A 24,341-nucleotide genomic window follows, 5' to 3' on the forward strand; every position below is an offset into this window, starting at 1 on the left:
CCGGGCGAGCGGACAGTGCGCGGAAGGGCGGTGCGGGGGTGGCCGGCGGTCGGTGCCGGCCCGGAGGCCCGTAAGGAGGGCGAAGTCTCGGGAGGACGCCCCAGTGGCCACCGCCACCGGGACCGTCCTTCCTCGGCTTTCGTAGGGTGTTCAGCCCGCGTGCGGGGCGTGGTCGGGATGCCGTGGCTGGTGGGGGCCGTGGGCCTCGTGGTCGCGGGCCGCCGCCGTGATCGCGTCGGTCAGGCGGTCGAGTACCGCTGTCGCCTGTTCGTCGCTGATCGTCAGCGGCGGGAGCAGCCGGACCACGGACGCGTGCCGGCCGCCCAGTTCGACGATCAGTCCCCGCCGCAGGCACTCGCGCTGGACGGCGGCGGCGAGTCCGGGCGCGGGCGGGTACGGCGGGCGGGCGGCGGGTCCCATGAACGCGGCGGGAGCCGTACGAGCGGTACGGGCGTCAGGGATGCCGGAGGTCCCTGGACCGCCGGGAGCGTCCGGACGACCGCCGGACCAGGCCGGCTCATCGGCACCACCGACATCACCGGCACCACCGAAATCACCGGCTCCACCGAAATCACCGAAATCACCGGGATCACCGGCCTCACCGGGACCCTCTGGTACCCCGGCACCGCGCGCCGGCGCCCCCGGCTCCCGTCGGTCCGGTTCCGGGTGCACCAGCTCGACGCCGATCATCAGCCCGCGGCCGCGTACGTCTCCCACGCACGCGTACTCGCGGGCGAAGTCCGTGAGTTGGGTCAGCATGCGGGAGCCGAGGACGGCGGCGCGTTCGGCGAGGGCGTTCTCGCGGACGTAGGCGAGGGTGGCGGTGCCCGCGGCCATGGCGAGCTGGTTGCCGCGGAAGGTGCCGGCGTGGGCGCCGGGTTGCCAGGTGTCGAGGTCGTCGCGGTAGACGATCACGGCCAGCGGGAGGCTGCCGCCGATGGCCTTGGACAGGACCATGACGTCGGGGGTGATGCCGCTGTGGTCGACGGCCCAGAAGGCCCCCGTGCGGCCGACCCCGGTCTGGACCTCGTCGGCGATCAGCGGGATGGAGCGGTCCGCCGTGACCCGGCGCATGCGGCGCAGCCAGTCGTCCGGCGCGGGAATCACCCCGCCCTCGCCCTGGACGGGTTCGAGGATCATCCCGGCCGGCAGGGGCACGCCGGACTTGGGGTCGTCGAGGAGGGACTCGGTCCAGCGGGCCGCGAGTTCGGCGCCGGGCGGGCCGCCGACACCGAACGGGCACCGGTAGTCCTGCGGGTAGGGCAGGCGGGCGACCTGGACGTCGGGGGCGCCGCCGGAGGCGGCCAGGGCGCCGGCGGTCATGCCGTGGTAGGCGCCGGCGAAGGCGAGGACGCCGGTGCGGCCGGTCGCGGCCCGGACCAGTTTCAGGGCGGCCTCGACGGCGTCGGTGCCGGCCGGCCCGCAGAACTGGACGCGTGCGCGGTCGGCGAGGCCGGGCGGCAGGGTGCGGAACAGTTCGGTGACGAAGGCGTCCTTGACCGGGGTCGCGAGGTCGAGGACGGAGAGCGGGGCGCCCGAGTCGAGGACCCCGCGGACGGCTTCGAGCACGACCGGGTGGTTGTGGCCGAGGGCGAGTGTGCCGGCGCCGGAGAGGCAGTCCAGGTAACGGCGGCCGTCGGCGCCCTCGATGGTGAGCCCGCGTGCCCGTACGGGAACGATGGGCAGGGCGCGGGCGTAGGTGCGCGCCGAGGACTCGCGCGCCGACTGGCGTCTGAGGATCCCCTCGTACCCGGGCCGGGCTTCTCCGAAGGCGCCTCCCGGTTCTCCGGATGTGCCTACAGCCATCGACTCGGTAACGGCCACGGCGCGCTGTCCTCCAGGCTGGTCAAGGGCGAGTCGGTGCTCGGGGACCGGACGCCGACGGCCCGGTTCCACCGGCTACAACCGTCGTCCGTTCGGCCGGTTACGGGGTTGCCCGGAGATCCTTGCCGGGAAAGTGAGGTCAGGCTTCCCACAGCCCTGCCGGAGAGCGGGCGCGGTGGAGAACCCCGGTGGGATGCGGCCCTGTTCAGGCAGCCTGTGACGGAACCGTTGCCGCCCGGACAGAACTCCCCCACAGCGACCGCATAGTGTGTGATGCCGTTCCCAGAAGGTCGCGGGACCGGCGTGAACCGTCCACGGTTCGCCGCCGGTCGCGGGGCCGAAGCGCCGAGTTCCTTTCACAGCAGGGGGAGTCAAGACCATGCGATCCATACGGCCGTCGTTCACCGCTCGGCGAGGAAGGGGCACGCGCCGCACCTCGGCCTCGCTGACGGCGGTCGCCCTCGTCTCGGCGCTGGCGCTGACCGCCACCGCCTGCGACAGTGCCGCTGACGACGGCAACCCGGCCGCCACCGGGACCGCGGCGGGCGCCCGTGACGGAAAGATCCATATCCCGGACGACCTCAAGCGCAGGCTCAAGGAACACGGGATCGACATCGACAAGTGGAAGAACGGCGCCTGGAAGGACTGGAACAAGGACGACTGGCTGCGCGAGGCCAACGACTTCATCAACCCGGTCATCAACGGTCTGTGGGACCCGGACCGGATGCGGGAGGCCGACGACCCGGACCGGGGTGTCGACGACAACGACATCTCCGGTGACCAGGGGGTGACGGACCCGACGCCGCAGCCGGTGAAGGCGCGGGCGGTCGACGCGCCGTACCACGCCAACGCCGCCACGTCGGGCAAGCTGCTCTTCGACTCGCCCGAGGGCACCATGGTCTGTTCGGCGACGGTCGTGCAGGACCCGGCGCATCCGGGCAAGTCCAATCTGGTCTGGACGGCCGGTCACTGCGTGCACGCCGGCAAGAAGGGCGGCTGGTACCGCAACCTCGCCTTCGTGCCGTCGTACAACGACCGGGCCCTGTCGGCGGCCGAGCTGCAGAACGCGAGCCGGTCCCAGGTCGCCCCGTACGGCGTGTGGTGGGCCGACGCGGCGAAGACCTCGCAGCAGTGGATCAACGAGGGCGGCAGGACGGGCGGTGCCGGTGCCGCCTACGACTTCGCCGTCATCCATGTGACGCCGGAGCAGGGCGGTGACGGCAAGTCGCTGGAGGAGACGGTCGGCGGGGCGCTGCCGGTGGACTTCGACGCGCCGGCCGTGGCGAAGGTCGGCGGCGTGACGGCGTCCGGTTACCCGGCGGCGGCGCCGTACGACGGCGGGCTGCTGTACCAGTGCCAGGACAAGCCGGGCCGGCTCTCCCTCGAGCGGTCCGACCCGACGATGTACCGGATCGGCTGCACGATGACCGGCGGCTCGTCCGGCGGTGGCTGGGTGGAGACCGGCGCCGACGGCAAGCCCGCGCTGGTGTCCAACACGTCCATCGGCCCGGTGAACGCGGGCTGGCTGGCCGGTCCCCGGCTGGGCGAGGCGGCCAAGAGCGTGTACGAGTCGGTGAGCGAGCAGTTCGCCGGACGGTGAGCGTGACCCCGCGGTGAGCGTGACGAGGGCCCGTCACCCGAGTGGGTGGCGGGCCCTCGTGCTGCCGTGGGTCAGGCGGAGACCGGTGTGTAGGGTGCCAGGTCCGCCGCCAGTTCCTCGTGCACCCGGACCTTGAGCAGAGTGCCTTCCGCGGTGTGCTCCTCGGAGAGGACCTCGCCCTCGGCGTGCGCACGGGCGATCAGCTTGCCGTGGGTGTACGGCACGAGCGCCACGACCTCGACCGCGGGGCGGGGCAGCTCGTCGTCGATCCGGGCGAGCAGTTCCGCGATGCCCCGGCCGGTGCGCGCGGAGACGGCGATCGAGCGCTTCTCGACCCGCAGCAGCCGCTGGAGCACCAGCGGGTCGGCCGCGTCCGCCTTGTTGATCACGACGATCTCGGGCACGTCGGTGGCGCCGACGTCCCGGATCACCTCGCGCACGGCGGCGAGCTGCTCCTCCGGGTTCGGGTGCGAGCCGTCCACCACGTGCAGGATCAGGTCGGAGTCGCCGACCTCCTCCATGGTGGAGCGGAACGCCTCGACCAGGTGGTGCGGCAGGTGCCGGACGAAGCCGACGGTGTCGGCCAGCGTGTACAGCCGGCCGCCCGGGGTCTCGGCCCGGCGGACGGTCGGGTCCAGGGTCGCGAACAGGGCGTTCTCGACCAGGACGCCGGCGCCCGTGAGGCGGTTGAGCAGGGAGGACTTGCCGGCGTTGGTGTAGCCGGCGATGGCGACGGAGGGCACCTTGTTGCGCCGGCGCTCCTGGCGCTTGACCTCGCGGCCGGTCTTCATCTCCGCGATCTCCCGGCGCATCTTCGCCATCTTCTCGCGGATCCGGCGCCGGTCCGTCTCGATCTTGGTCTCACCGGGGCCACGCGTGGCGAGGCCGCCGCGACCGCCACCCATCTGCCGGGACAGCGACTGACCCCAGCCGCGCAGCCGCGGCAGCATGTACTGCATCTGCGCGAGCGCGACCTGCGCCTTGCCCTCGCGGGACTTGGCGTGCTGGGCGAAGATGTCCAGGATCAGGGCCGTACGGTCGATGACCTTGACCTTGACCACGTCCTCCAGCTGGATCAGCTGGCCCGGGCTCAGCTCACCGTCGCAGATGACGGTGTCCGCGCCCGTCTCGAGGACGACGTCACGCAGCTCGGCAGCCTTGCCGGAGCCGATGTAGGTGGCCGCGTCGGGCTTGTCACGGCGCTGGATGACGCCGTCGAGCACGACCGCGCCGGCGGTCTCGGCGAGGGCGGCCAGCTCCGCGAGGGAGTTCTCGGCGTCCTGCGCGGTGCCGGTGGTCCACACGCCGACGAGCACGACCCGCTCCAGGCGGAGCTGGCGGTACTCGACCTCGGTGACGTCCTCCAGCTCGGTGGAGAGGCCTACGACGCGGCGCAGGGCGGCGCGCTCGGAGCGGTCGAACTGGTCGCCGTCCCGCTCGCCGTCGATCTCGTGGCTCCAGGCGACGTCCTCTTCCATCAGGGCATCGGCCCGAAGACCTTCGGGATAGGCGTGCGCGAGGCGCTTGGTGTCCTGGGAAGGGGAAGAAGAGGAGGTCATTGGATCCTTACGTCGATGGGAGTGCCGTTACGGCGTCGGTACGGCGGTCATACCCGACCGCACGCCTTGTTCAACGTACGGGTACCCCGGGAGATTCCCGTGACCCGTGCGTGCGCCGACCCGTAGATGGTCGCACGGGACGGCACGTCTCGTCACCGGGTTATCGCCTCAGGTGGGGCTCGGCCGCCTTGGCCGGTGCCGTCGGCTTCCAGTCCGGGTGGCCGGGCATCGGCGGGGTCTTCTCTCCGTACAGCCAGGGCCGCAGGAAGCCTTCGAGGTCGCGGCCGGCGACGGCCGAGGCCAGCCGGACGAAGTCGCCGGTGCCGGCGTTGGCGTCGCGGTGCTCCCGGACCCAGAGCCGCTCCAGCCGCTCGAAGGCCGGCCGGCCGATCTCCTGCCGCAGGGCGTAGAGGATGAGGGCGGCGCCGTCGTAGACGTTGGGCCGGAACAGGTCGATCTTCTGGCCGGGGGCGGGCGGCTTGGGCCGGGCGGGCGGGCCGCCGGCCTCGCGCCAGCGGTCGGAGGCGCCGTAGGCGGCCTTCATCCGCGCCTGAAGGGGACGGTTCGCGGTCTCCTCGCTGTAGAGGGCCTCGTACCAGGTGGCGTGCCCCTCGTTCAGCCAGACGTCGGACCAGGCGCGCGGGGTGACGCTGTCGCCGAACCACTGGTGGGACAGCTCGTGCACCATGATCGATTCCAGGTACCACTCCGGGTAGCCGGGCTCGGTGAACAGGCTCTTCTCGAAGAGGGAGAGGGTCTGTGTCTCCAGTTCGAAGCCGGTGGACGCCTGCGCCATGAGCACGCCGTAGGTTTCGAAGGGGTACGGGCCGACCTTGCCCTCCATCCAGGCGATCTGGTCCGGCGTCTTCGCCAGCCATGGTTCGAGGGCCTTGCGGTCGGCGGCGGGGACGACGTCGCGCAGCGGCAGCCCGTGCGGTCCCTCGCGGCGGACCACGGCGGAGCGGCCGATGGAGACCTGGGCGAGTTCGGTGGCCATGGGGTGCCGGGTGCGGTAGGTCCAGGTGGTGGTGGCGCCGTCCCGGTCGGCTCCGGTGGGCAGTCCGTTGGCCACGACCGTGTAGGCGTTGGGCGCGGTGATCCGGAAGGTGAACATCGCCTTGTCGGACGGGTGGTCGTTGCAGGGGAACACCAGGTGGGCGGCGTCGGCCTGGTTCGTCATGGCGAGGCCGTCGGCGGTGCGCACCCAGCCGCCCTGCCGGTCCTCGCCGTAGACGGGGTCGCTGGTGTGCCGCACGGTGATCCGGAACCAGCGGCCCTTGGTGAGCGGGTGGCGGGGGGTGACGACCAGGTCCTCACCGGCGCCGGTGAAGCCGGCCGGGAGCCCGTCGATCTCGACCGAGCGGACGGTGCCGTGGGTGAAGTCGAGGTTGACGCGCTCCAGGGCGGCCGTCGTCCACGCGTCGATGGTCGTCACGGCCTCCAGCGGCTTGTCCTGGGCGCCGGTGTAGGTGAAGGCCAGGTCGTACGAGGCGACGTCGTAGCCGGGGTTGCCGAGGTACGGGAAGAGGCGGTCACCGATGCCGAGGGGTTGGGCCGGGGCCGCGGCGGCGACGAGGCACAGGGAGACGGCGGAGGCGAGCAGGGCCGCCTTGCGGTGACGGGACCTCGCGGGCCGGGTGCGGCGGGGGGAGGTGTCGGGCTCCGGGCGGGGCGGGAGGGGGTGCGGAGCGGTCTCGCGCTGGGGCCGGAGGCGGAGGCGGGGGCTGAGCGGCATGGATTACCGCTACCAGGACGGGCCCGCCGCGCGGCGGCGACGCGCGTCCGGCCCACCCGAACGGGTAGGCCGGGCGCCGTCGTCAGGAGGCCTCGGGACGAGTGGGGCCACCGGGGCGAGGGCTGCCGTCGGGATCAGGGCCGCGGCGGGGCCGGGCGTCGTCCCGAGGGGACGGGCGGGGCAGGTGATGAACGGGGACATCGTCCGCAGGGCCGGGAGGCGGGCCGGACAGCCGCCGGCGGGTCCCGGGGCGGAGGGCCCGGCCCGACCGCCGCCGGAAGAGGCCGGGACGGGAGCCGGATCGCCGTCGTCAGGGGGTCGTGGTCTGGTGTTGGGCCCGGCTGACGTCGTAGACCCCCGGTACGTCCCGCATGGCGCGCATCAGGGAAGGGAGGCGGGAGGCGTCGGGGAGCTGGAGGGTGTACGTGTGGCGCACCCGCTGCTGGCTGGGCGGTTCGACCGTGGCGGAGACGATCTCGGCGCCTTCGAGGGCGATGGCCTCGGTGAGGTCGGCGAGCAGGTGGGGGCGGCCGAACGATTCAGCGACCAGGGTGACCCGGCACTCGGCGGTGTCCCCCCAGCGCACGACGATCTCCGCGCGCCCCAGACTCTTCATCTGCGCCACCGCCGCGCACTCCACGCGGTGCACGGTCACCACTCCCCCGCGCACCGCGAACCCGGTGATCTCGTCCGGCGGTACGGGCGTGCAGCACCCGGCGAGCCGTACGGCGGCGCCCGGCCGGTCCGCGAGGACATCGGCGCCCCGGGGGCGCGGGGCGTCCGCGGGGGTGACGGCCGTGGTCTGGCCGTCGCGGCGCGTGCTGTCGTCGTCACGGGCTGCGGCGGCGGTCTGCGCGGGGGCGCTGCCGCAGTCGTCCGGTCCGTTCGCGGCGGTGTCGTCGTCCGTACCGGTGCCGCCGCCGGGGTGGGTGGCCAGCCAGCGCTGGATGGCGATGCGGGCGGCGGGTGTGTGGGCGTGCTCCAGCCATTCGCGGGAGGGCTCGGAGGCCGGGTCCTGGCCCATCAGGAGCTGGACGGTGTCACCGTCGCGCAGGACCGTGCTGAGGGTGGCGAGCCGGCCGTTGACGCGGGCGCCGATGCAGGCGTGCGCGTCCTCACCGTACTGCGCGTAGGCGGCGTCCACGCAACTGGCGCCCTCGGGCAGGCCGAGGGCGCCGCCGTCGGGGCGGAAGACGGTGATCTCGCGGTCCTGGGCGAGGTCCTCGCGCAGGGTGGACCAGAAGGTGTCGGGGTCGGAGGCGGCCTGCTGCCAGTCGAGGAGGCGGGAGAGCCAGCCGGGGCGGGTGGGATCGACGCGCTCGCCGTCGGCGGCGGAGGCGTCGTTGGCCGGGGCGTCGGACGCGGGCGCGTACGGGTTGCCGAGGGCCACGACACCGGCCTCGGCGACCTTGTGCATCTGGTGCGTGCGGATGAGGACTTCGGCCACCTGCCCGTCGGGCCGGGCGACGGCGGTGTGCAGGGACTGGTAGAGGTTGAACTTCGGTACGGCGATGAAGTCCTTGAACTCCGAGACCACCGGCGTCATACAGGTGTGCAGTTCGCCGAGGACGGCGTAACAGTCCGCGTCCTCGTTGACCAGCACCAGCAGACGGCCGAAGTCCGTGCCGCGCAGCCGGCCGCGCTTGCGGGCCACGCGGTGGACGGAGACGAAGTGCCGGGGCCGGATGAGGACTTCGGCCGGGATGTCGGCCTCGCGCAGCACTCCGCGCATCTCCTCGGCGGCCTCGGCGAGCGGGTCGGTGGGGCGGGCGCCGTTCTTCGCGATCAGCTCGCGGGTCCGGGCGTACTCCTCGGGGTGGAGGACGGCGAAGACCAGGTCCTCCAGCTCGGTCTTGATGGCCTGTACGCCGAGGCGCTCGGCGAGCGGGATCAGGACGTCACGGGTGACCTTGGCGATCCGCGCCTGCTTCTCGGGGCGCATCACCCCGAGGGTGCGCATGTTGTGCAGGCGGTCGGCGAGTTTGATCGACATCACCCGCACGTCGTTGCCGGTGGCGACGAGCATCTTGCGGAAGGTCTCCGGTTCGGCGGCGGCTCCGTAGTCGACCTTCTCCAGTTTCGTGACGCCGTCGACCAGATAACGCACCTCCTCACCGAACTGCTCCCGTACCTGATCCAGCGTCACCTCGGTGTCCTCGACCGTGTCGTGGAGCAGCGAGGCCGTCAGCGTCGTGGTCTCGGCGCCGAGTTCGGCGAGGATCAGGGTCACGGCGAGCGGGTGCGTGATGTAGGGCTCGCCGCTCTTGCGCGTCTGGCCGCGGTGCGAGGACTCGGCCAGGACGTAGGCGCGGCGCAGGGGTTCGAGGTCGGCGTCGGGATGGTGGGCGCGGTGCGCCTCCACGACATGGCCGATCGCGTCGGGCAGTCTGTCGCGGGCGGCGGGGCCGAGCAGTGCGGCGCGGCCGAGCCGGCGAAGGTCGATCCGGGGCCGGGCTTTTCTGCGCGTCGGCGCGGGTGGCGCGGACGCGGTGAGCGCCGGCGGCACCGGGGGCACCGCCGGACCAGCGGTCGCAGGGTTCGTGGCCTCCGCACTCATGGGCACCTCCGGCTCGTGGACCGGCGGACGGTGTCCCAGGGCACACGCGGCTCAGGGTTGGCGGCATTCCCCCGTCCGTGCCGGTGCTTGATGCTACCGAGCCCGCCACGCCCGACCGACCGCCTCCGGCCGAGCGTGAAACGGATCACCCGTACGAGCGACAAAATCGAGGTTTAAGTTTTCGGTCAGCCGAGCGCCTGGGTCAGCCACTCGGCGTCGATCTCACCCTCGGCGACGATCACGGCGGGTCCGGTCATCTCGACCTCGCCGTCGGGCCGCTCGGTGATCACCAGGCGTCCGCCGGGCACGTCGACGGCGTACGTGGCCGGGGTGCCGGTGACGGCCGGGTCGGCACCGTCCCGGCGGGCGGCGGCCACGGCGACGGCGCACGCGCCCGTGCCGCACGAGCGGGTCTCGCCGGAGCCGCGCTCATGCACGCGCATGGCGACGTGGCGGGGGCCCCGGTCGACGACGAACTCGACGTTCACGCCGTCCGGGTAGGCGGCCGCGGGGCTGACCGGCGGGGCGGTGTGCAGATCGCCGGCGTGCGCGAGGTCGGCCACGAAGGCCACCGCGTGCGGGTTGCCCATGTTGACGTTGCGCGCGGGCCAGCTGCGCTCGCCGACGGCCACGGTGACGTCCCCTTCGGGGAGGCGGGCGCGGCCCATGCCGACGGTGATGTCACCGTTCTTCGCGATGTGGACGGTCTTCACGCCCGCGCGCGTGGCGATCGCGACGTCACCTTCGGACACATGACCGGCGTGCTGGAGATAGCGCGCGAACACACGTGAGCCGTTGCCGCACATCTCGGCGACCGAGCCGTCCGCGTTGTGGTAGTCCATGAACCACTCGGCCTCGCCGGCCATCGCCCGGGCCTCCGGGTGCGCCGCGGACCGTACGACGTGCAGCAGGCCGTCGCCTCCGATGCCCGCCCGGCGGTCGCACAGCGCGGTGACGGCGGCCGGGGACAGGTCGAGGGCGTTCTCCGGGTCCGGGACGATCACGAAGTCGTTCTCGGTGCCGTGTCCCTTGAGGAAGGCGATCCGTGTGCTCATTCCTCGATCGTACGGGAGGTCACCGACAGCGGGCCGGGGCAGGGGCGGGGCGCCTCAGCGGAGCCTTGCCACCCGCCAGACGGCGAGGACGACCGCCACGGCCACCAGGAGGACGTAGCCGAGGACGACCCGCCAGTCGGGGCGGCGGCCGGAGCCCCGCGTGGGCAGTCCCGGCCAGGTGTAGCCGACCCGGCGGGCGGCCATCATGCCCCAGCCCGCGGCGCAGGAGCAGATCAGCAGGCCGAGCATGGCGATGACCGCGCCGCTGTCGCCGAAGTCGAAGGCGAGCGGGAAGGCGAACATCAGGGAGCCGACGGCGGCGAGGGCCACGATGGGCGCGAGCTGCCAGACGCGCAGCCGGCGCTGCGGGCGCAGTTCGACCTCGACCTCCGGGCCGCCCGGGTACATCTCCTCGGGCGCCGGTCCGTCGGCGGTGACGCCGTCCGGGGTGTCGTCGGGGCCGTCGTCGGCGAGAGGGTCGCCGGAGAGGCGGTCGCCGGTCAGGGGGTCGCCGGTCAGGGGGTCCGTCATCAGGGCGGCGTCGGCCGGGTGGTCGTACGGACCGCCTACGGGGAGGCCGTCTTCTCGAGGGCCGTCGGGGGTGCCGTTCGCCTGCGGACCGGTCGGCCGGGAGCCGTTCGTCCGGGGGCGGGGCTCGTCCGGGTGGTCCGCACCCCGGCCGGGTTCGTCACTCTGCGTGGTGACGGGCTCGGTGCTTCGTGCGGTGTCGCGAGGGCCGGCCTCCATCGCCACGCGCCCTCCCAACTAGGCTCCACTTGGTCGATCGAAGCTCGATGATGGCACGGCGCCGAAGGCCGCGATGACCGGCGGCGCATCCCGATGCCATGACGTGATCAGGCTGTAACCGGTCGTTCGACCAACGCCAGGGCCTGCTGCGGAAGTTCCCCCCGGTCCGCGGCGGCCCCACTCAACCAGTGCACCCGGGGATCCCGCCTGAACCACGAATCCTGGCGGCGCGCGAAGCGTTTGGTCGCGCGCACGGTCTCGGCCCGCGCTTCCGCTTCGGTGCACTCCCCGGACAGCGCCGCGAGGACCTGCTGGTAGCCGAGCGCGCGCGAGGCCGTGCGCCCCTCGCGCAGACCCTGCGCCTCCAGTGCGCGCACCTCCTCCACGAGCCCCGCCTCCCACATGCGGTCGACGCGCCGCGCGATGCGGTCGTCCAGTTCCGGGCGGGCCACGTCGACGCCGATCTGGAGGGTGTCGTACACCGAGTCGTGGCCGGGCAGATTGGCCGTGAAGGGCTGGCCGGTGATCTCGATCACCTCCAGCGCGCGGACGATCCGGCGGCCGTTGCTCGGCAGGATCGCGCGGCCGGCCTCGGGGTCGGCGGCGGCCAGCCGGGCGTGCAGGGCGCCCGGACCGCGCAGCGCCAGCTCCTCCTCCAGCCGGGCGCGGACCACCGGATCGGTACCGGGGAACTCCAGGTTGTCGACGGCCCCTCGGACATAGAGGCCGGAGCCGCCGACCAGGATGGGCCAGCGGCCCTCGGCGAGCAGCGCGTCGATCCGCGCGCGTGCCAGTTTCTGGTACTCGGCGACCGAGGCGGTGACCGTCACGTCCCAGATGTCGAGCAGGTGGTGCGGGATGCCGCCGCGCTCCTCGGGCGTCAGCTTGGCGGTACCGATGTCCATCCCTCGGTACAGCTGCATGGAGTCGGCGTTGACGACCTCGCCGCCGAGTTGCTGGGCCAGGAAGACACCGAGATCGGACTTTCCGGCCGCGGTGGGTCCTACGACGGCGATGACGCGGGGGGCGACGGGTGCACTGCTCACCGCACCAGTCTCGCAAACGTCCAGAAGAGGACTCGAACGAGTGGGCCGACGGTGCGGGGGGCCACGTTCACGCGGGGTATGCGGTGGGTACGCACCGGGCGACGCGGGATGTCACCCCCGCGAGTACCGTATGGAGTGGATACGGGCGTTTTCGTAAGGATTTACGTCAGGCGGGCAGAGAGACGGGCGGACGGGGGGCGCGGTGGGCGAGGCCGTCCGCAGGCGACCGTCGGTGAGGGAAGGTGGACCATGGGGCTGATGGACAACATGAAGGCCAAGCTGGGCCCGGCCAAGGACAAGGTGTCGGACCTCGCCAGGCAGCACGGGGACAAGGTCCAGCACGGGATCGACAAGGCCGCCAAGGCCGTCGACGAGCGGACCAAGGGCAAGTACAGCGACAAGATCCAGGCGGGCACGGGCAAGGCCAAGGAGGCCATGGACCGCCTCGCGCACAAGAGCGGCCCCGCCGGTCCCACGACGACACCGCCGCCTCCCGACCCGACCGTCCCGACCCGCCCGGAGGGGCCGCCGCCGACTTCGTGACAGTCCCGGGCGCGCCGGGGCCTTCGGGGAGTCGGGGAGCGCTCCGGGGTGCGCCGGCGTAGCGGTGCGCGGCCGGGGCGCTCCGGTGTCACGTCACGACCAGGCAGCGACCAGATAGCCCACCCCGTACGGCGCGTCCTCGTAGAGGAGCGTGCCGGTGAGGCGGGTGTCGTGTGCCGCGCCGGCGAGGATCTGCCAGGGGGCGCGGCCGGACGCGTGCAGTTCGTGGGCGAGCGCGGGGTCCAGCGCCCGCAGGGCCGCCACGTCCGCCGTTCCGAGGGCCCGTGCGACCTCCGCGTCGAAGGGTGCCGCGCGCTCGTCCAGGTACCCCGGTGCCTTGAGGGAGCGGCAGTTGCTGGCGTCCCCCATCACCAGCAGCGCCACCCGGCCGGCCCGGGCGGCCAGTTCCCGGCCGGTCTCGGCACACCGCTCGGGCTCCAGCGTGCCGGCGACGCCGAGCCCCTCGATGGGGGCGTCCGCCCAGCCGGTCCGCTCCAGCAGCCAGGCGCCGACGGCGAGCGGGGCGGGCAGTTCGCGCTCCGTGACGGCGCCGGTGGCGGAGCCGAGACGTACGTCCACGCCGACCCCGAATCCGCGGAACGTCCCCGGCGTGCCCTGCGGGAACGGGCCCTGGCCGCCCGGCTCGGCGGCGCCCACGACCACCAGCAGGTCGGGGCGGGCGGCGGCGAGCACACCGAGCGCGTCCGAGCAGGCCACGCGGGCGGCGTCCAGTTCAGGTGCGGCACCCGCGGCGACCTCGGGCACGAGCAGCGGGGGACAGGGGCAGACTGCGGCGGCGACAAGCATGGTCGGCAGGTTAACTCCCCGCACGGACGGGCTCGGCGCCGGTCCTGGACCGACACGGCGGCCGGGCCGGTCACCGTCAGGACGGACAGGGGTCCGCCCGCTCGACACCGAGCTGACGACGCCACGGCGCCTGGACGGCCTTACGTCCCCGGACGCGTGGCCACCCGTACGGGCGCAGGCACCGGGCCTCGGACGCGGGGCCACCGTACGGGCGCCGTCACCGGAGATCCGCACGCCCCGGCCGCCCGGACACCCGTAGGCGCCCGGACGCCCGCCCCCGGCGGAGCCGGCCGTCAGTCGCAGCCGCAGCCGCTTGCCGCCGCGACCGGCAGCGGTTCCGGTACGCCGATCTTCGGCAGGCCCAGCATCACGCCCGCCGGCTTGGCGGCCTCGGCCGCGTTGCGCTTCTCCCAGGCGTCGCCCGCGCGCGTGCGACGCACGGCGAGGACGGGGCCCTCGGCGAGGAGGTGGTGCGGGGCGGCGTAGGTGACCTCGACGGTGACGACGTCGCCGGGGCGGACCTCCTGGTCGGGCTTGGTGAAGTGGACCAGGCGGTTGTCGGGCGCGCGGCCGGAGAGGCGGTGGGTGGCACCGTCCTTGCGGCCCTCGCCCTCGGCGACCATCAGCTCCAGCGTGCGGCCGACCTGCTTCTTGTTCTCGTCCCAGGAGATCTCCTCCTGGAGGGCGACCAGCCGCTCGTAGCGCGCCTGGACGACCTCCTTGGGGATCTGGTTGTCCATGGTCGCGGCGGGCGTGCCGGGGCGCTTGGAGTACTGGAAGGTGAAGGCCTGGGCGAACCGGGCCTCGCGCACGACGTGCAGCGTCTGCTCGAAGTCCTCCTCGGTCTCGCCGGGGAAGCCCACGATGATGTCGGTGGTGATCGCGGCGTGCGGGATGGCGGCCCGCACCTTCTCGATGATCCCCAGGTAGCGCTCCTGGCGGTAGGAGCGGCGCATCGCCTTCAGGACCGTGTCCGAGCCGGACTGGAGCGGCATGTGCAGCTGGGGCATGACGTTCGGGGTCTCGGCCATGGCCGCGATCACGTCGTCCGTGAAGTCGCGCGGGTGCGGGGAGGTGAAGCGGACCCGCTCCAGGCCCTCGATGTTCCCGCAGGCGCGCAGCAGCTTGCTGAAGGCCTCGCGGTCGCCGATGTCGGAGCCGTAGGCGTTGACGTTCTGGCCGAGCAGCGTGATCTCCGAGACCCCCTCGCCGACCAGGGTCTCGATCTCGGCGAGGATGTCGCCGGGGCGGCGGTCCTTCTCCTTGCCGCGCAGCGCCGGGACGATGCAGAAGGTGCAGGTGTTGTTGCAGCCGACGGAGATCGACACCCAGGCGGCGTAAGCGCTCTCCCGACGGGTCGGCAGGGTGGAGGGGAATGCCTCGAGGGACTCCGCGATCTCCACCTGCGCCTCCTCCTGGACGCGGGCACGCTCCAGCAGGACGGGCAGCTTGCCGATGTTGTGCGTGCCGAAGACGACGTCCACCCAGGGCGCCTTCTTCACGATGGTGTCGCGGTCCTTCTGCGCGAGGCAGCCGCCGACCGCGATCTGCATGCCGGGGCGCGAGGTCTTCTTCGGCGCGAGCCGGCCGAGGTTGCCGTAGAGCCGGTTGTCGGCGTTCTCCCGGACCGCGCAGGTGTTGAAGACGACGACGTCCGCGTCCCCGTCCGACCCCTCGGGGGCCCGCACGTATCCGGCCTGTTCGAGCAGCCCGGCCAATCGCTCGGAATCGTGGACGTTCATCTGGCACCCGTAGGTGCGGATCTCGTAACTCTTGGGGGCGGGAACGTCCACTGCCGGGCTCCGGTCGCTGCTGCTGGTCATGCGTTCCAGGGTAGGCGGTCCGCGCGGGCCGGTGTCCCGGAGTTCCCAGGTGGCACGGCCGCCCGGCACGGCGGACAGGGACGATGTCACCCCCGCCCCGGCCGGCTGTGACGGCAGTCACCCACAGGCGGGACGCGGTGCCGGTGAGGGCCGCGGCGGGCAGGAGAGGTTTTCCGCCAAAGGGCGTCCGAAAGCCCGAACAGGCGTGTGCAAAAGGGCGGACGACCTGCTTAGGTGGATCGGCAGCTTGCCCCCGGGGCACGGTCGTCTCCGCACCGGCAAAGCCTTCCCGGAGGGACACCGGACCACTTCACCGACGAGGAGGTCTCCGAGCGAGTGAGACGCCCGAGCGAGTCCGCCGTCGCCCCCGACACGTCCGGTACGGGGAGCCGCCACAGCCGTTCCGGCCGATGAGAACAGCGAACGGGGGTGACGACAGGTGAGGAGAACGAGCGAGTACGCGGCGTTGCAGCGCAGGTGTGCCGCGATTCTGCGGGATCTCGGGGTGGATCGGTCGCTGCCCCTGGAGGCGCTCCGCGCCCGGGTGGAGGAGCTGAGGGGCCGTCCGCTGGTGCTGCGGGAGCTGCCCGAGCAGGCGGCGGCCACCGGGGCCTGCGGGCTGTGGCTGGGCACCGAGGACGCCGACTACGTGTTCTACGAGACACGGACGGCTCGGCTGCACCAGGAGCACATCATCCTGCACGAGATCGGCCATGTGCTGTGCGACCACCACCGCAGCTTCACGGACGACGGCGAACGGGCGGCCGGCCGGCTCCGGGAGGCTCCCACGCCCCAGTTCGTCAGGCGGCTGATGGCCAGAACCAGCTACACGACCACCGAGGAACAAGAAGCCGAGATGATCGCCAGCCTGATCCAGAGCGCCGGGAAGACCGGCCGGGTGGCCGGCCCCCTGGGACGTCTCGGCGCGTTCCTGGGGGTGACCACCGATGCCGGTGAGTGAGCTGGCGGCCCGGGTCGGACTGGTCAGCGTCGTCGCCCTGTGGTGCGCCCTGCTCTGGCGGGCGCGCCCGGCGCTGCGCGAGCCGCGGCTGCGGGGACTGTGGATCACCGTGCTCGCGGCGACCACCGCCATCACCCTCTTCCAGCGGGGGGTCGTCGCCGCGCTCACGTCCACCGGCGTCGACGTCCACACGGTGTCGCTGGCGCGCAATCTGATCGGTGTGCTCAGCGCGGGGCTCGTCCTGCTCTTCGTGGTGGACTGCCGGACTTCCCCGCGGCTGCGCCGCTCGGTGGCGGCGGGACTGACGGCGGCCCTGGTGTCGCTGCTCGTGCTGGACCTGCTGGGGGCCGGCCAGCCGGTCACGGGGGCGGCGTCCGCGCAGCGGCCCGCGTCCGCGACGGCCGCCTACTGGCTGCTCCTCGGCATCGCCCATCTGCTCGGCGACGCCGTCGCCCTGGTCGTCTGCTGGCGCTACAGCCTGCGCACGACGGAACGCGATCTCGTGTGGTCGCTGCGGCTGTTCGCGGCGGGCAGCGTCCTCGCCTTCGTGTTCTGGTGCGGTTATCTCGGCCATCTCTACGGCCTCGCCCCCGCCGTGCTGCCCTGGCTGTCCATGGTGATGGGAGCGCACGGCCTGCTGCGGGCGGCGTCGCTGCTGGTGCCCACCGCGACCGCGCTGGCCCGGTCGGGCGCCGCGCTGCGGACCTCCTGGCGCCTGTGGCCGCTGTGGCGGGACCTGGTGACGGCGGTCCCCCACGTGGCGCTCGCCGGCCCCCGGCGGACCCGGCTCCAGGAGGTGCTGCGGCCGCGCTGTCCGCTGGTGCTCCAGGCGCACCGGCAGACCATCGAGACGTACGACGCGCTGCTGACGCTCCAGCAGTACGTGCGGCCGGACTCCTACGAGCAGGCGCACCGGCACGCCCGGCGGGCCGGGGTGCCGGAGGAGCGTCTGGCGTGCGCGGCGCTGGCCGGTGCCGTGGGACAGGCCCGCCGGGCCGTGCTCGTCGGCGTGCCGCCGTCCGACCCGCACCCGCTGCCGGGGGTGACGCACGGCAGCCCCGAGACCCTGCTGGGGATCGCCCGGATGTGGCCCGTCATGACCGACGCGCTGCCCTGCGGCACCCGGACCTCTCCGCCCGCCGGACACGCCGAACCGCGGTGACGGCGACGCGACCGCGGTACCGGCGGCACCACCGCCGTGCCGACGGCACGACCCCGGTACCGGCGGCCGGGCTCAGCCGAGGGCGTCGCCGCCGCGGGGCGAGATCCGGTAGTCGAACGCGAGGGTGCCGGGGTCGAGGGCCGTCGCCCCGCCGTCCACGGTGAGCACCGCTCCGTTGACGTAGGACGCCGCCGGGGACAGCAGCCAGGCGATCGCCTCCGCGACCTCGCGGGGCTCACCGGGGCGCCCCTGGGGCAGCAGCCGGGTGGCCTCCGCGTAGGCGTCCTCCATGCCGCCGGGCAACTGCTCCTCGTCGGCGAAGCGGGCCATGCGCCGGTCGGCCATCTCGGTGCGCACCCAGCCCGGGCACACGGTGTTGGCCCGTACGCCCTGCCGTCCGTAGTCCACGGCCACGGACCGGCACAGCTGGAGCAGGGCCGCCTTGGAGGTGGCGTACGGGGCGTTGCCCGTGCCGTTGCGCAGCGCGGACACCGACGCCACGGCGACCACCGCGCCCCTGGCCGCCAGCAGGTGCGGGATCGCGGCGCGGAGCAGGAGCAGCGGGCCGGTGAGGTTGGTGCGCATCACCTCGTCCCAGTCGCGCAGCGACATGTCGCCGACGGCTCCGCCGCGCCCGATGCCCGCGTTCAGCACCACGCCGTCGAGCCGTCCGTGCGCGTCCAGGGCGGCCCGGACGAGACCCTCGACCGCGTCGGGGTCCCCGATGTCCGACGGATGGGCCAGCGCGCCGGTCTCCTTCGCGAGGCGCTCCAGCGGCTCGGTCCGCCGGCCGGAGACGATCACGTGGTGCCCGGCCCCGGCGAGCAGCCGGGCCGTGGCCTGCCCGATGCCCGAGCCTCCGCCGGTCACGATGACAACCCTCTTGTCCTCCACCAGTTCCGGCCCCTTCACCAAGATCGACGAGTTCGCCCAGCGGGTCCGAGCTTAGAACCCGGCGATCTTGCGGTGACGACTTCCGGCCAGCGTCCGCCCGCGGCAGCACGGACCGCGTCTCCCCGCGCGGCCGGCGTGGCAAGACCGCACGGGGGCGCGTACCCCGCTGCCGCGCGCGGCTGCCCGGTCCGGTGCACGTACGGCTCCGCGATCCTGTGCACGTACGGCTCCGCGATCCGGTGCACGTACGGCTCCGCGAACGGACGGCGGCGGGCCGGACACCGGCGCCGGGGGCCGCGCGGCCGTCCGCCGGACACCGGCTCCCCCGCGGCCACCACGTACGGCACCGGCGGACCAACGAGTTCACGCCGAGTTGCCGTACCGGTCCGCGGCCCTCCGTGCCGGCGCCGGACGCCCCGCCGTGGCTCCTGGGCAGCGGCCGGCGCCTTCGGCGGCCGTGCGGGAGGTGGGCGCCATACCGGTCGTCGTCGGCGGAAGCCGTGTGCGCGACGGGCTGCGAATCGTAAGATCGGGGATCTCGTGGGGGGAGGTGGTCAATGGGCAGGCGGCGCCCTGACACGCCGACGCTGGAGGAGGTGGCCGCCCGTGCCGGAGTGGGCCGGGGCACGGTCTCCCGCGTCGTCAACAACGCGGCGGGGGTGAAGGACTCGACGCGCAGGGCCGTGCAGCAGGCCATCGCGGAACTGGGATACGTGCCCAACCTCGCGGCCCGGACCCTGGCCGGCCGGCGTGCCGACGCGGTCGCGCTGGTCGTGACCGAGCCGGACTGGCGGCTGTTCGCGGAACCCTTCTTCTCGGAGATCGTCAGCTCGCTCGGGGACGCGCTGGCCGACACCGGGATGCAGTTGCTGCTGACGATGGTCCGCTCGGACGCCGAGCGCAAGCGCTTCCTGGAGTACGCCCGCGGCGGCCGGGTCGACGGGGCGCTGCTGGTCTCGGTGCGCGCCGACGACACCTTGCCGGACATGCTCGCCGAGGCCCGGCTGCCGACCGTCATGCTGGGCCGCCGCTCGGGCGACGAGCACGTCAGCTACGTCGACGCGGACAACGCCGGCGGCGCCCGCAGCGCGGTCACCCATCTGCTGGCCACCGGTCGCAAGGCGATCGCCACGATCACCGGGCCGCTGGACATGTACGTCGCCCAGTCCCGGCTGCGCGGCTACCGCCAGGCGCTCGCGGCGGTCGGGCTGACCACCGACGCGTCCTGGATCGCGGAGAGCGACTTCACCGAGGAGAGCGGCCGGCAGGCCATGGCCCGGCTGCTGGCCCAGCACCCGGAGATCGACGCGGTGCTCGCCGCCTCGGACACCACGGCGGCCGGTGCGCTGCGGGAACTGCGGGGTGCGGGGCGCCGGGTGCCGGAGGACGTCGCCGTCATCGGTTTCGACGACTTCGCGCTGGCCGAACAGACCGAACCCCGGCTGACCACGGTCCGCCAGCCACTGGCGGAGATCGGCCGGGCGATGGTCCGGCTCCTGCTGGAGGAACTCGAGGAGCCGGCCCTGGCCTGGCGCCATGTCATCCTCCGCACCGAACTGATCCGCCGCGACTCGGCCTGACGGCGGCACCGGGGCCGGGGCCGACACACGGGGCCGGCACAGCGGGGGCCGGCACACGGGGATTGCCGCACCAGGTGACCGGGCCCGCCTGACAACGGTGCCGGACGGCCGGGGCCCGGCCGTGCGGCGCTCCCGCCGGGTACCCCCCGCCTTCCCGTCACCGTGGAACCGGCCGCAGCCGCCGCTTTCGGGAGCGCTCCCAGCCCCACGCATCCCCGAAACTATCGGCGCCTCCCGCCCCACCTGCGCCTTCGAAACCTCTTCGACACATTCCCGCGCGAGACCTTGTCAGGGACATGAACTCTCCCTACAGTCCCTGCCCAACGGAGGTAATGGGAGCGCTCCCATTCTGCGCGGGAGCGCTCCCGCATCCGATCGTCCCCGAGAGGACTCGCATGCGACCGTCAACGCACCCCGTCCGTGGAGCGAGTGGCCTGGTCGGCGCGCTGCTCGCCGCGCTCGCCGCACTGGCGGCCCTGCTCACCACGGCCCCGGCGGCCCAGGCCGACACCGCGATCTGCGAACAGTACGGCTCGACGACGATCCAGGGCCGCTACGTCGTCCAGAACAACCGCTGGGGCACCAGCGAGACCCAGTGCATCAACGTCACGGACAGCGGTTTCCGGATCACCCAGGCCGACGGCTCGGTGGCCACGAACGGCGCCCCGAAGTCGTACCCGTCCGTCTACAACGGCTGCCACTACACCAACTGCTCGCCCGGGACCAGCCTCCCGGCCCAGCTCAGCACCATCTCCAGCGCACCCACCAGCATCTCGTACTCCTATGTGAGCAACGCGGTGTACGACGCGGCGTACGACATCTGGCTCGACCCCACGCCCCGTACCGACGGCGTCAACCGGACCGAGATCATGGTCTGGTTCAACAAGGTGGGCCCGATCCAGCCCGTGGGCTCGCAGGTCGGCACGGCCACCGTGGCCGGGCGCCAGTGGCAGGTGTGGTCCGGCAACAACGGCTCCAACGACGTGCTGTCCTTCGTCGCCCCGTCGGCGATCACCAGCTGGAGCTTCGACGTCATGGACTTCGCCCGGCAGGCCGTCTCCCGCGGCCTGGCGCAGAACAGCTGGTACCTGACGAGCGTCCAGGCCGGCTTCGAGCCCTGGCAGAACGGCGCCGGACTCGCCGTGACCTCGTTCTCCTCCACGGTCAACACGGGCGGCAGCGGCCCCGGCGGTCCCGGCACCCCCGCGGGCTGCGCGGTGGCGTACGCGACGAGCGTCTGGCCGGGCGGCTTCACCGCCGACGTCACCGTCACCAACACCGCCACGACCCCGGTCGACGGCTGGCGGCTCGCCTTCACCCTGCCCTCCGGACAGAGCGTCACCAGCGCCTGGAGCGCGGGGATCAGCCCGTCGTCCGGCGCGGTCACCGCCACGAACCTGGCCCACAACGGGCAGATCGCGGCCGGCGGCAAGGTGACCTTCGGTTTCCAGGGAACGTACAGCGGCACCTTCGCCAAGCCCACCGCATTCAGCCTCAACGGAACCGCCTGCACCACCGCGTGACACGCGCCCCCGCCTCCAGTCCCCCACGCACCCAGCCCGAGGAGCGCAGATGAAACACCCACCGGAAGGCACCCTCCCGGGGCGTACCGCCCGTACGGTCCAACGGAAGGAGAGAATCGTGACCCGACGCGGCAGGCTCCTGTCGGTCGTGGCGGCCCTGTCCACCCTGCTGGCCGGGCTCGGCCTGGCCCTGCTCGGACAGGGCAGCGCCAACGCGCACGGGGTGGCGATGCTCCCCGGCTCCCGCACCTACCTGTGTTACCTGGACGGCCGCACCGGAACCGGCGGGATGAACCCGACCAACCCGGCCTGCAAGGACGCGCTGGCCAAGAGCGGGGCGACCGCGCTGTACAACTGGTTCGCCGTGCTCGACTCCAACGCCGGCGGCCGCGGGCAGGGTTACGTCCCGGACGGCACCCTGTGCAGCGCCGGCGACCGGTCGCCGTACGACTTCTCCGCGTACAACGCCGCTCGTTCGGACTGGCCGCGCACCCATCTGACCAGCGGGGCGACGATCCAGGCGCAGTACAGCAACTGGGCGGCGCACCCGGGCAGCTTCCGGGTGTATCTGACCAAGTCCGGCTGGTCGCCCACCACTCCGCTGCGCTGGGCCGACCTCGAGCTGATCCAGACGGTCACCAACCCGCCCCAGTCGGGCTCGGCGGGCACCGACGGCGGCCACTACTACTGGGACATGAAGCTGCCCGCCGGGCGCTCCGGTGACGCGCTGATGTTCATCCAGTGGGTCCGCTCGGACAGCCAGGAGAACTTCTTCTCCTGCTCCGACGTCGTCTTCGACGGCGGCCACGGCGAGGTGACGGGCATCGGCGGTTCCGGCTCCACGCCCACCCCGACCCCGACTCCCACCCCGACCCCGACCCCGACGCCCACTCCGACGCCCACGGACCCGCACACCGGTTCCTGCATGGCCACGTACTCCGTGGTCAGCGCGTGGAACGGCGGCTTCCAGGCCTCCGTCGAGGTGATGAACCACGGCACCACGCCGCTCGACGGCTGGGCCGTGTCCTGGAAGCCCGGCACCGGCACCAAGATCAACAGCCTGTGGAACGGGACCCAGACCACCGCGTCCGACGGCACGGTCACGGTCCGCAACGCGGATCACAACCGGGTCGTCCCGGCGGACGGGACGACCACGTTCGGGTTCACCGCCACATCCACCGGAAACAACCTGCCGGTCGGATCGATCGGTTGCGTCACGGCCCAGAGCGCTTCCTGAGAACCGTGCGCCAGGCGCCGCCTCCCCGGCCCGCACCCGGGGAGGCGGCGCCTTCCGCTGTCCGCCTCGCCCTGTCCGCCATCCGCTGTCCGCCATTCGCTGTCCGTTGTCCGTTGTCCGTTGTCCGGGCGCCGAACGCCCCGCCGAGAGAAGGCTTTCGGCTTCGGCCGCCCGGATGGGGGCATTGACAACGCGGGCGCGCACCACAAAGCATTGCTGGGCACGTCTACGGCACCTCAATACTTCCGGGCAGCACACGCGGCCCGCCTCGAGGCAGGTACCGATGACTACGAACCAGCTGTTCGCGCTCTTTTGCGATCTCGCCCTGATTATCGTGCTCGCCCGCATACTGGGCGCCGTGGCACAACGCCTGTCCCAGCCCGCGGTCATCGGGGAGGTGATCGCGGGTATTCTGCTCGGCCCCACTTTTCTCGGGCATTCCCTGCCGGAGTTCCTGTTCCCCACCGATATACGGCCGATGCTCACGGCGCTCGCCGATGTGGGCATGGCCGTTTTCATGTTCATCGTGGGTCTGGAACTGGACCGGAAGATCCTGCGCGGCACCGGCAGACTGGCCGCCACCGTGGCGGTCTCCTGCATCCTGCTGCCGTTCGGCCTCGGCACCCTGCTCGCCCTGCTGCTGGTCGAGGACCACGCACCGGGCCACCGGCTGGGTTTCGTGCTCTTCATGGGCACGGCGATGTCGGTGACCGCCTTCCCGGTGCTGGCCCGCATTCTCACGGACCGGAAGCTGCAGCACACCCCGATCGGCGGGCTGGCGCTGGCCTGCGCGGCGATCGGTGACGTGCTCGCCTGGTGCATGCTCGCCGGTGTGGTGGCCCTGGCCGGCGGCGGGGGCGGGGACCAGTGGCTGCTGTTGCTGCTCGTGCCGTACGCCGCCGTGATGACCTGGGTGGTGCGCCCGCTGCTGCGCAGGCTGGTCGCCGCCGGCGGCTCCCGGCTGACCCCGGCGGTGCTGACGGTCGTCCTCGCGGGGCTTCTCGTCTCGGGGGCGGTCACCGAACGGATCGGCCTGCATTTCATTTTCGGCGCGTTCCTTTTCGGTGTGGTGATGCCGAAGGAGTCCACCGAGCGGCTCCGCACGGACATCATCGACCGGATCGGCGATGTGAGCGGCCAGCTGCTGCAGCCGGTCTTCTTCATCATCGTGGGCCTGAAAGTTGACCTGTCGGACCTCGGCGGGTCCGGCTGGCTGGATTTCGCGCTCATTCTGCTCGTCGCGGTCAGCGGGAAATTCCTCGGGGCGTTCCTGAGCGCCCGGGCCTACGGCGTCGACGCACGCCAGTCGGCGGTTCTCGCCACGCTGATGAACACAAGGGGACTCACCGAGCTCATCATTCTGACCGCCGGTCTGCAACTCGGCGTCCTCGACGAGCGGTTGTACTCCTTGATGGTCGTGATGGCGGTCGTGACGACGGCGATGGCCGGTCCGCTGCTCGCCGTCCTCCGGCCGCGTGCCCTGCCCGGCCAGGAACCCGTCCTGCCCGTACGGGACGCCCAGCCGCCGGCCACCCAACGCTGAGCCGTCCCGACGCTGAGCCGTCCCAACGCTGAGCCGTCCCGACGCCGAGTGCGCCCCGTCGTCCCGATTCCGCGTACCGTCACCCTGCCGCCGCCCCGGCACCCACGCGGGCCGGGCCCCCTCAACTGCCCGGCACCACCGCCCG

At 72.9% G+C, this 24,341-nt stretch carries 18 protein-coding genes; 8 read left to right on the forward strand and 10 right to left on the reverse strand.

Annotated features, from left to right (window positions below; translation table 11 throughout):
• Nucleotides 1-150: 150 nt before the first annotated feature.
• Nucleotides 151-1,806, reverse strand: coding sequence for a diaminobutyrate--2-oxoglutarate transaminase family protein (locus AB0E62_RS22655; RefSeq protein ID WP_362196698.1), 1,656 nt, complete (start codon nt 1,804-1,806; stop codon nt 151-153).
• 397 nt (nt 1,807-2,203) lie between these two features.
• Between AB0E62_RS22655 and AB0E62_RS22660 the strand changes: the two genes are divergently transcribed.
• Nucleotides 2,204-3,424: a hypothetical protein gene (locus AB0E62_RS22660; protein WP_362196540.1), complete on the forward strand. Its 1,221-nt coding sequence runs from the start codon at nt 2,204-2,206 to the stop codon at nt 3,422-3,424.
• A 71-nt stretch (nt 3,425-3,495) separates the two neighbouring features.
• On the opposite strand, the gene hflX is transcribed toward AB0E62_RS22660, so the two are convergent.
• The 6 genes from hflX to miaA all read right to left on the reverse strand — a co-directional run bounded on the left by hflX (nt 3,496) and on the right by miaA (nt 12,123).
• The gene (gene hflX / locus AB0E62_RS22665) at nt 3,496-4,983 is read right to left on the reverse strand and encodes a GTPase HflX (protein WP_362196543.1); all 1,488 of its coding nucleotides are present in this window, start codon (nt 4,981-4,983) and stop codon (nt 3,496-3,498) included.
• A 160-nt stretch (nt 4,984-5,143) separates the two neighbouring features.
• On the reverse strand, nt 5,144-6,718 hold the full coding sequence (locus tag AB0E62_RS22670; RefSeq protein WP_362196546.1) for a M1 family metallopeptidase: 1,575 nt from the start codon (nt 6,716-6,718) through the stop codon (nt 5,144-5,146).
• A 310-nt stretch (nt 6,719-7,028) separates the two neighbouring features.
• Complete coding sequence (locus AB0E62_RS22675; protein ID WP_362196549.1) at nt 7,029-9,275, reverse strand: HD domain-containing protein; 2,247 nt, start codon at nt 9,273-9,275, stop codon at nt 7,029-7,031.
• Between the two features lie 185 nt (nt 9,276-9,460).
• Nucleotides 9,461-10,330: a diaminopimelate epimerase gene (dapF, locus tag AB0E62_RS22680; RefSeq protein WP_362196552.1), complete on the reverse strand. Its 870-nt coding sequence runs from the start codon at nt 10,328-10,330 to the stop codon at nt 9,461-9,463.
• Nucleotides 10,331-10,384: 54 nt separating this feature from the next.
• Nucleotides 10,385-10,861 carry a hypothetical protein gene (locus tag AB0E62_RS22685; RefSeq protein ID WP_362196555.1) on the reverse strand — a complete coding sequence of 159 codons (477 nt, stop codon included), beginning with the start codon at nt 10,859-10,861 and terminating at the stop codon, nt 10,385-10,387.
• 323 nt (nt 10,862-11,184) lie between these two features.
• The gene (gene miaA / locus AB0E62_RS22690) at nt 11,185-12,123 is read right to left on the reverse strand and encodes a tRNA (adenosine(37)-N6)-dimethylallyltransferase MiaA (protein ID WP_362196558.1); all 939 of its coding nucleotides are present in this window, start codon (nt 12,121-12,123) and stop codon (nt 11,185-11,187) included.
• Nucleotides 12,124-12,372: 249 nt separating this feature from the next.
• Between miaA and AB0E62_RS22695 the strand changes: the two genes are divergently transcribed.
• Nucleotides 12,373-12,666: an antitoxin gene (locus AB0E62_RS22695; protein WP_362196561.1), complete on the forward strand. Its 294-nt coding sequence runs from the start codon at nt 12,373-12,375 to the stop codon at nt 12,664-12,666.
• Between the two features lie 93 nt (nt 12,667-12,759).
• Here AB0E62_RS22695 and AB0E62_RS22700 read toward each other — a convergent pair whose 3' ends face one another.
• Nucleotides 12,760-13,473: a class III extradiol dioxygenase subunit B-like domain-containing protein gene (locus tag AB0E62_RS22700; protein ID WP_362196564.1), complete on the reverse strand. Its 714-nt coding sequence runs from the start codon at nt 13,471-13,473 to the stop codon at nt 12,760-12,762.
• 293 nt (nt 13,474-13,766) lie between these two features.
• Nucleotides 13,767-15,296: a tRNA (N6-isopentenyl adenosine(37)-C2)-methylthiotransferase MiaB gene (gene miaB / locus AB0E62_RS22705; RefSeq protein WP_362196567.1), complete on the reverse strand. Its 1,530-nt coding sequence runs from the start codon at nt 15,294-15,296 to the stop codon at nt 13,767-13,769.
• 505 nt (nt 15,297-15,801) lie between these two features.
• Here miaB and AB0E62_RS22710 point away from each other — a divergent pair.
• Together AB0E62_RS22710 and AB0E62_RS22715 are read left to right on the forward strand one after the other, a co-directional pair.
• On the forward strand, nt 15,802-16,257 hold the full coding sequence (locus tag AB0E62_RS22710) for a regulator component (RefSeq protein WP_362196570.1): 456 nt from the start codon (nt 15,802-15,804) through the stop codon (nt 16,255-16,257).
• Complete coding sequence (locus tag AB0E62_RS22715) at nt 16,244-17,419, forward strand: MAB_1171c family putative transporter (RefSeq protein ID WP_362196573.1); 1,176 nt, start codon at nt 16,244-16,246, stop codon at nt 17,417-17,419. The genes AB0E62_RS22710 and AB0E62_RS22715 overlap by 14 nt, the downstream gene beginning before the upstream one ends.
• Nucleotides 17,420-17,491: 72 nt before the next feature.
• Here AB0E62_RS22715 and AB0E62_RS22720 read toward each other — a convergent pair whose 3' ends face one another.
• Nucleotides 17,492-18,313 (reverse strand): SDR family oxidoreductase, encoded by an 822-nt coding sequence (locus AB0E62_RS22720; RefSeq protein WP_362196701.1) that lies wholly within the window; start codon nt 18,311-18,313, stop codon nt 17,492-17,494.
• A gap of 557 nt (nt 18,314-18,870) precedes the next feature.
• On the opposite strand from AB0E62_RS22720, the gene AB0E62_RS22725 reads away from it, so the two are divergent.
• From AB0E62_RS22725 to AB0E62_RS22740, 4 genes are all read left to right on the forward strand, one after another.
• The gene (locus tag AB0E62_RS22725) at nt 18,871-19,893 is read left to right on the forward strand and encodes a LacI family DNA-binding transcriptional regulator (RefSeq protein WP_362196576.1); all 1,023 of its coding nucleotides are present in this window, start codon (nt 18,871-18,873) and stop codon (nt 19,891-19,893) included.
• A gap of 395 nt (nt 19,894-20,288) precedes the next feature.
• The gene (locus AB0E62_RS22730; protein WP_362196579.1) at nt 20,289-21,416 is read left to right on the forward strand and encodes a cellulose binding domain-containing protein; all 1,128 of its coding nucleotides are present in this window, start codon (nt 20,289-20,291) and stop codon (nt 21,414-21,416) included.
• A gap of 118 nt (nt 21,417-21,534) precedes the next feature.
• A complete protein-coding gene (locus tag AB0E62_RS22735; protein WP_362196582.1) occupies nt 21,535-22,653 on the forward strand; it encodes a lytic polysaccharide monooxygenase in 1,119 nt (372 codons plus the stop codon).
• A 283-nt stretch (nt 22,654-22,936) separates the two neighbouring features.
• Nucleotides 22,937-24,196, forward strand: a complete 1,260-nt coding sequence (locus tag AB0E62_RS22740) for a cation:proton antiporter (RefSeq protein WP_362196585.1) — start codon at nt 22,937-22,939, stop codon at nt 24,194-24,196.
• The last annotated feature ends 145 nt before the right edge of the window (nt 24,197-24,341 follow it).

This window comes from Streptomyces sp. NPDC038707, assembly GCF_040636485.1.
In the GTDB taxonomy this organism is placed as follows: domain Bacteria; phylum Actinomycetota; class Actinomycetes; order Streptomycetales; family Streptomycetaceae; genus Streptomyces.

Excerpts from the sequence above, each read along its gene's own strand:
- AB0E62_RS22655 (WP_362196698.1), bottom strand. The coding sequence starts at position 1,806 with ATGGCTGTAGGCACATCCGGAGAACCGGGAGGCGCCTTCGGAGAAGCC.
- AB0E62_RS22660 (WP_362196540.1), top strand. The coding sequence starts at position 2,204 with ATGCGATCCATACGGCCGTCGTTCACCGCTCGGCGAGGAAGGGGCACG.
- hflX (WP_362196543.1), bottom strand. The coding sequence starts at position 4,983 with ATGACCTCCTCTTCTTCCCCTTCCCAGGACACCAAGCGCCTCGCGCAC.
- AB0E62_RS22670 (WP_362196546.1), bottom strand. The coding sequence starts at position 6,718 with ATGCCGCTCAGCCCCCGCCTCCGCCTCCGGCCCCAGCGCGAGACCGCT.
- AB0E62_RS22675 (WP_362196549.1), bottom strand. The coding sequence starts at position 9,275 with ATGAGTGCGGAGGCCACGAACCCTGCGACCGCTGGTCCGGCGGTGCCC.
- dapF (WP_362196552.1), bottom strand. The coding sequence starts at position 10,330 with ATGAGCACACGGATCGCCTTCCTCAAGGGACACGGCACCGAGAACGAC.
- AB0E62_RS22685 (WP_362196555.1), bottom strand. The coding sequence starts at position 10,861 with ATGACGGACCCCCTGACCGGCGACCCCCTGACCGGCGACCGCCTCTCC.
- AB0E62_RS22695 (WP_362196561.1), top strand. The coding sequence starts at position 12,373 with ATGGGGCTGATGGACAACATGAAGGCCAAGCTGGGCCCGGCCAAGGAC.
- AB0E62_RS22700 (WP_362196564.1), bottom strand. The coding sequence starts at position 13,473 with ATGCTTGTCGCCGCCGCAGTCTGCCCCTGTCCCCCGCTGCTCGTGCCC.
- miaB (WP_362196567.1), bottom strand. The coding sequence starts at position 15,296 with ATGACCAGCAGCAGCGACCGGAGCCCGGCAGTGGACGTTCCCGCCCCC.
- AB0E62_RS22715 (WP_362196573.1), top strand. The coding sequence starts at position 16,244 with ATGCCGGTGAGTGAGCTGGCGGCCCGGGTCGGACTGGTCAGCGTCGTC.
- AB0E62_RS22725 (WP_362196576.1), top strand. The coding sequence starts at position 18,871 with ATGGGCAGGCGGCGCCCTGACACGCCGACGCTGGAGGAGGTGGCCGCC.
- AB0E62_RS22730 (WP_362196579.1), top strand. The coding sequence starts at position 20,289 with ATGCGACCGTCAACGCACCCCGTCCGTGGAGCGAGTGGCCTGGTCGGC.
- AB0E62_RS22740 (WP_362196585.1), top strand. The coding sequence starts at position 22,937 with ATGACTACGAACCAGCTGTTCGCGCTCTTTTGCGATCTCGCCCTGATT.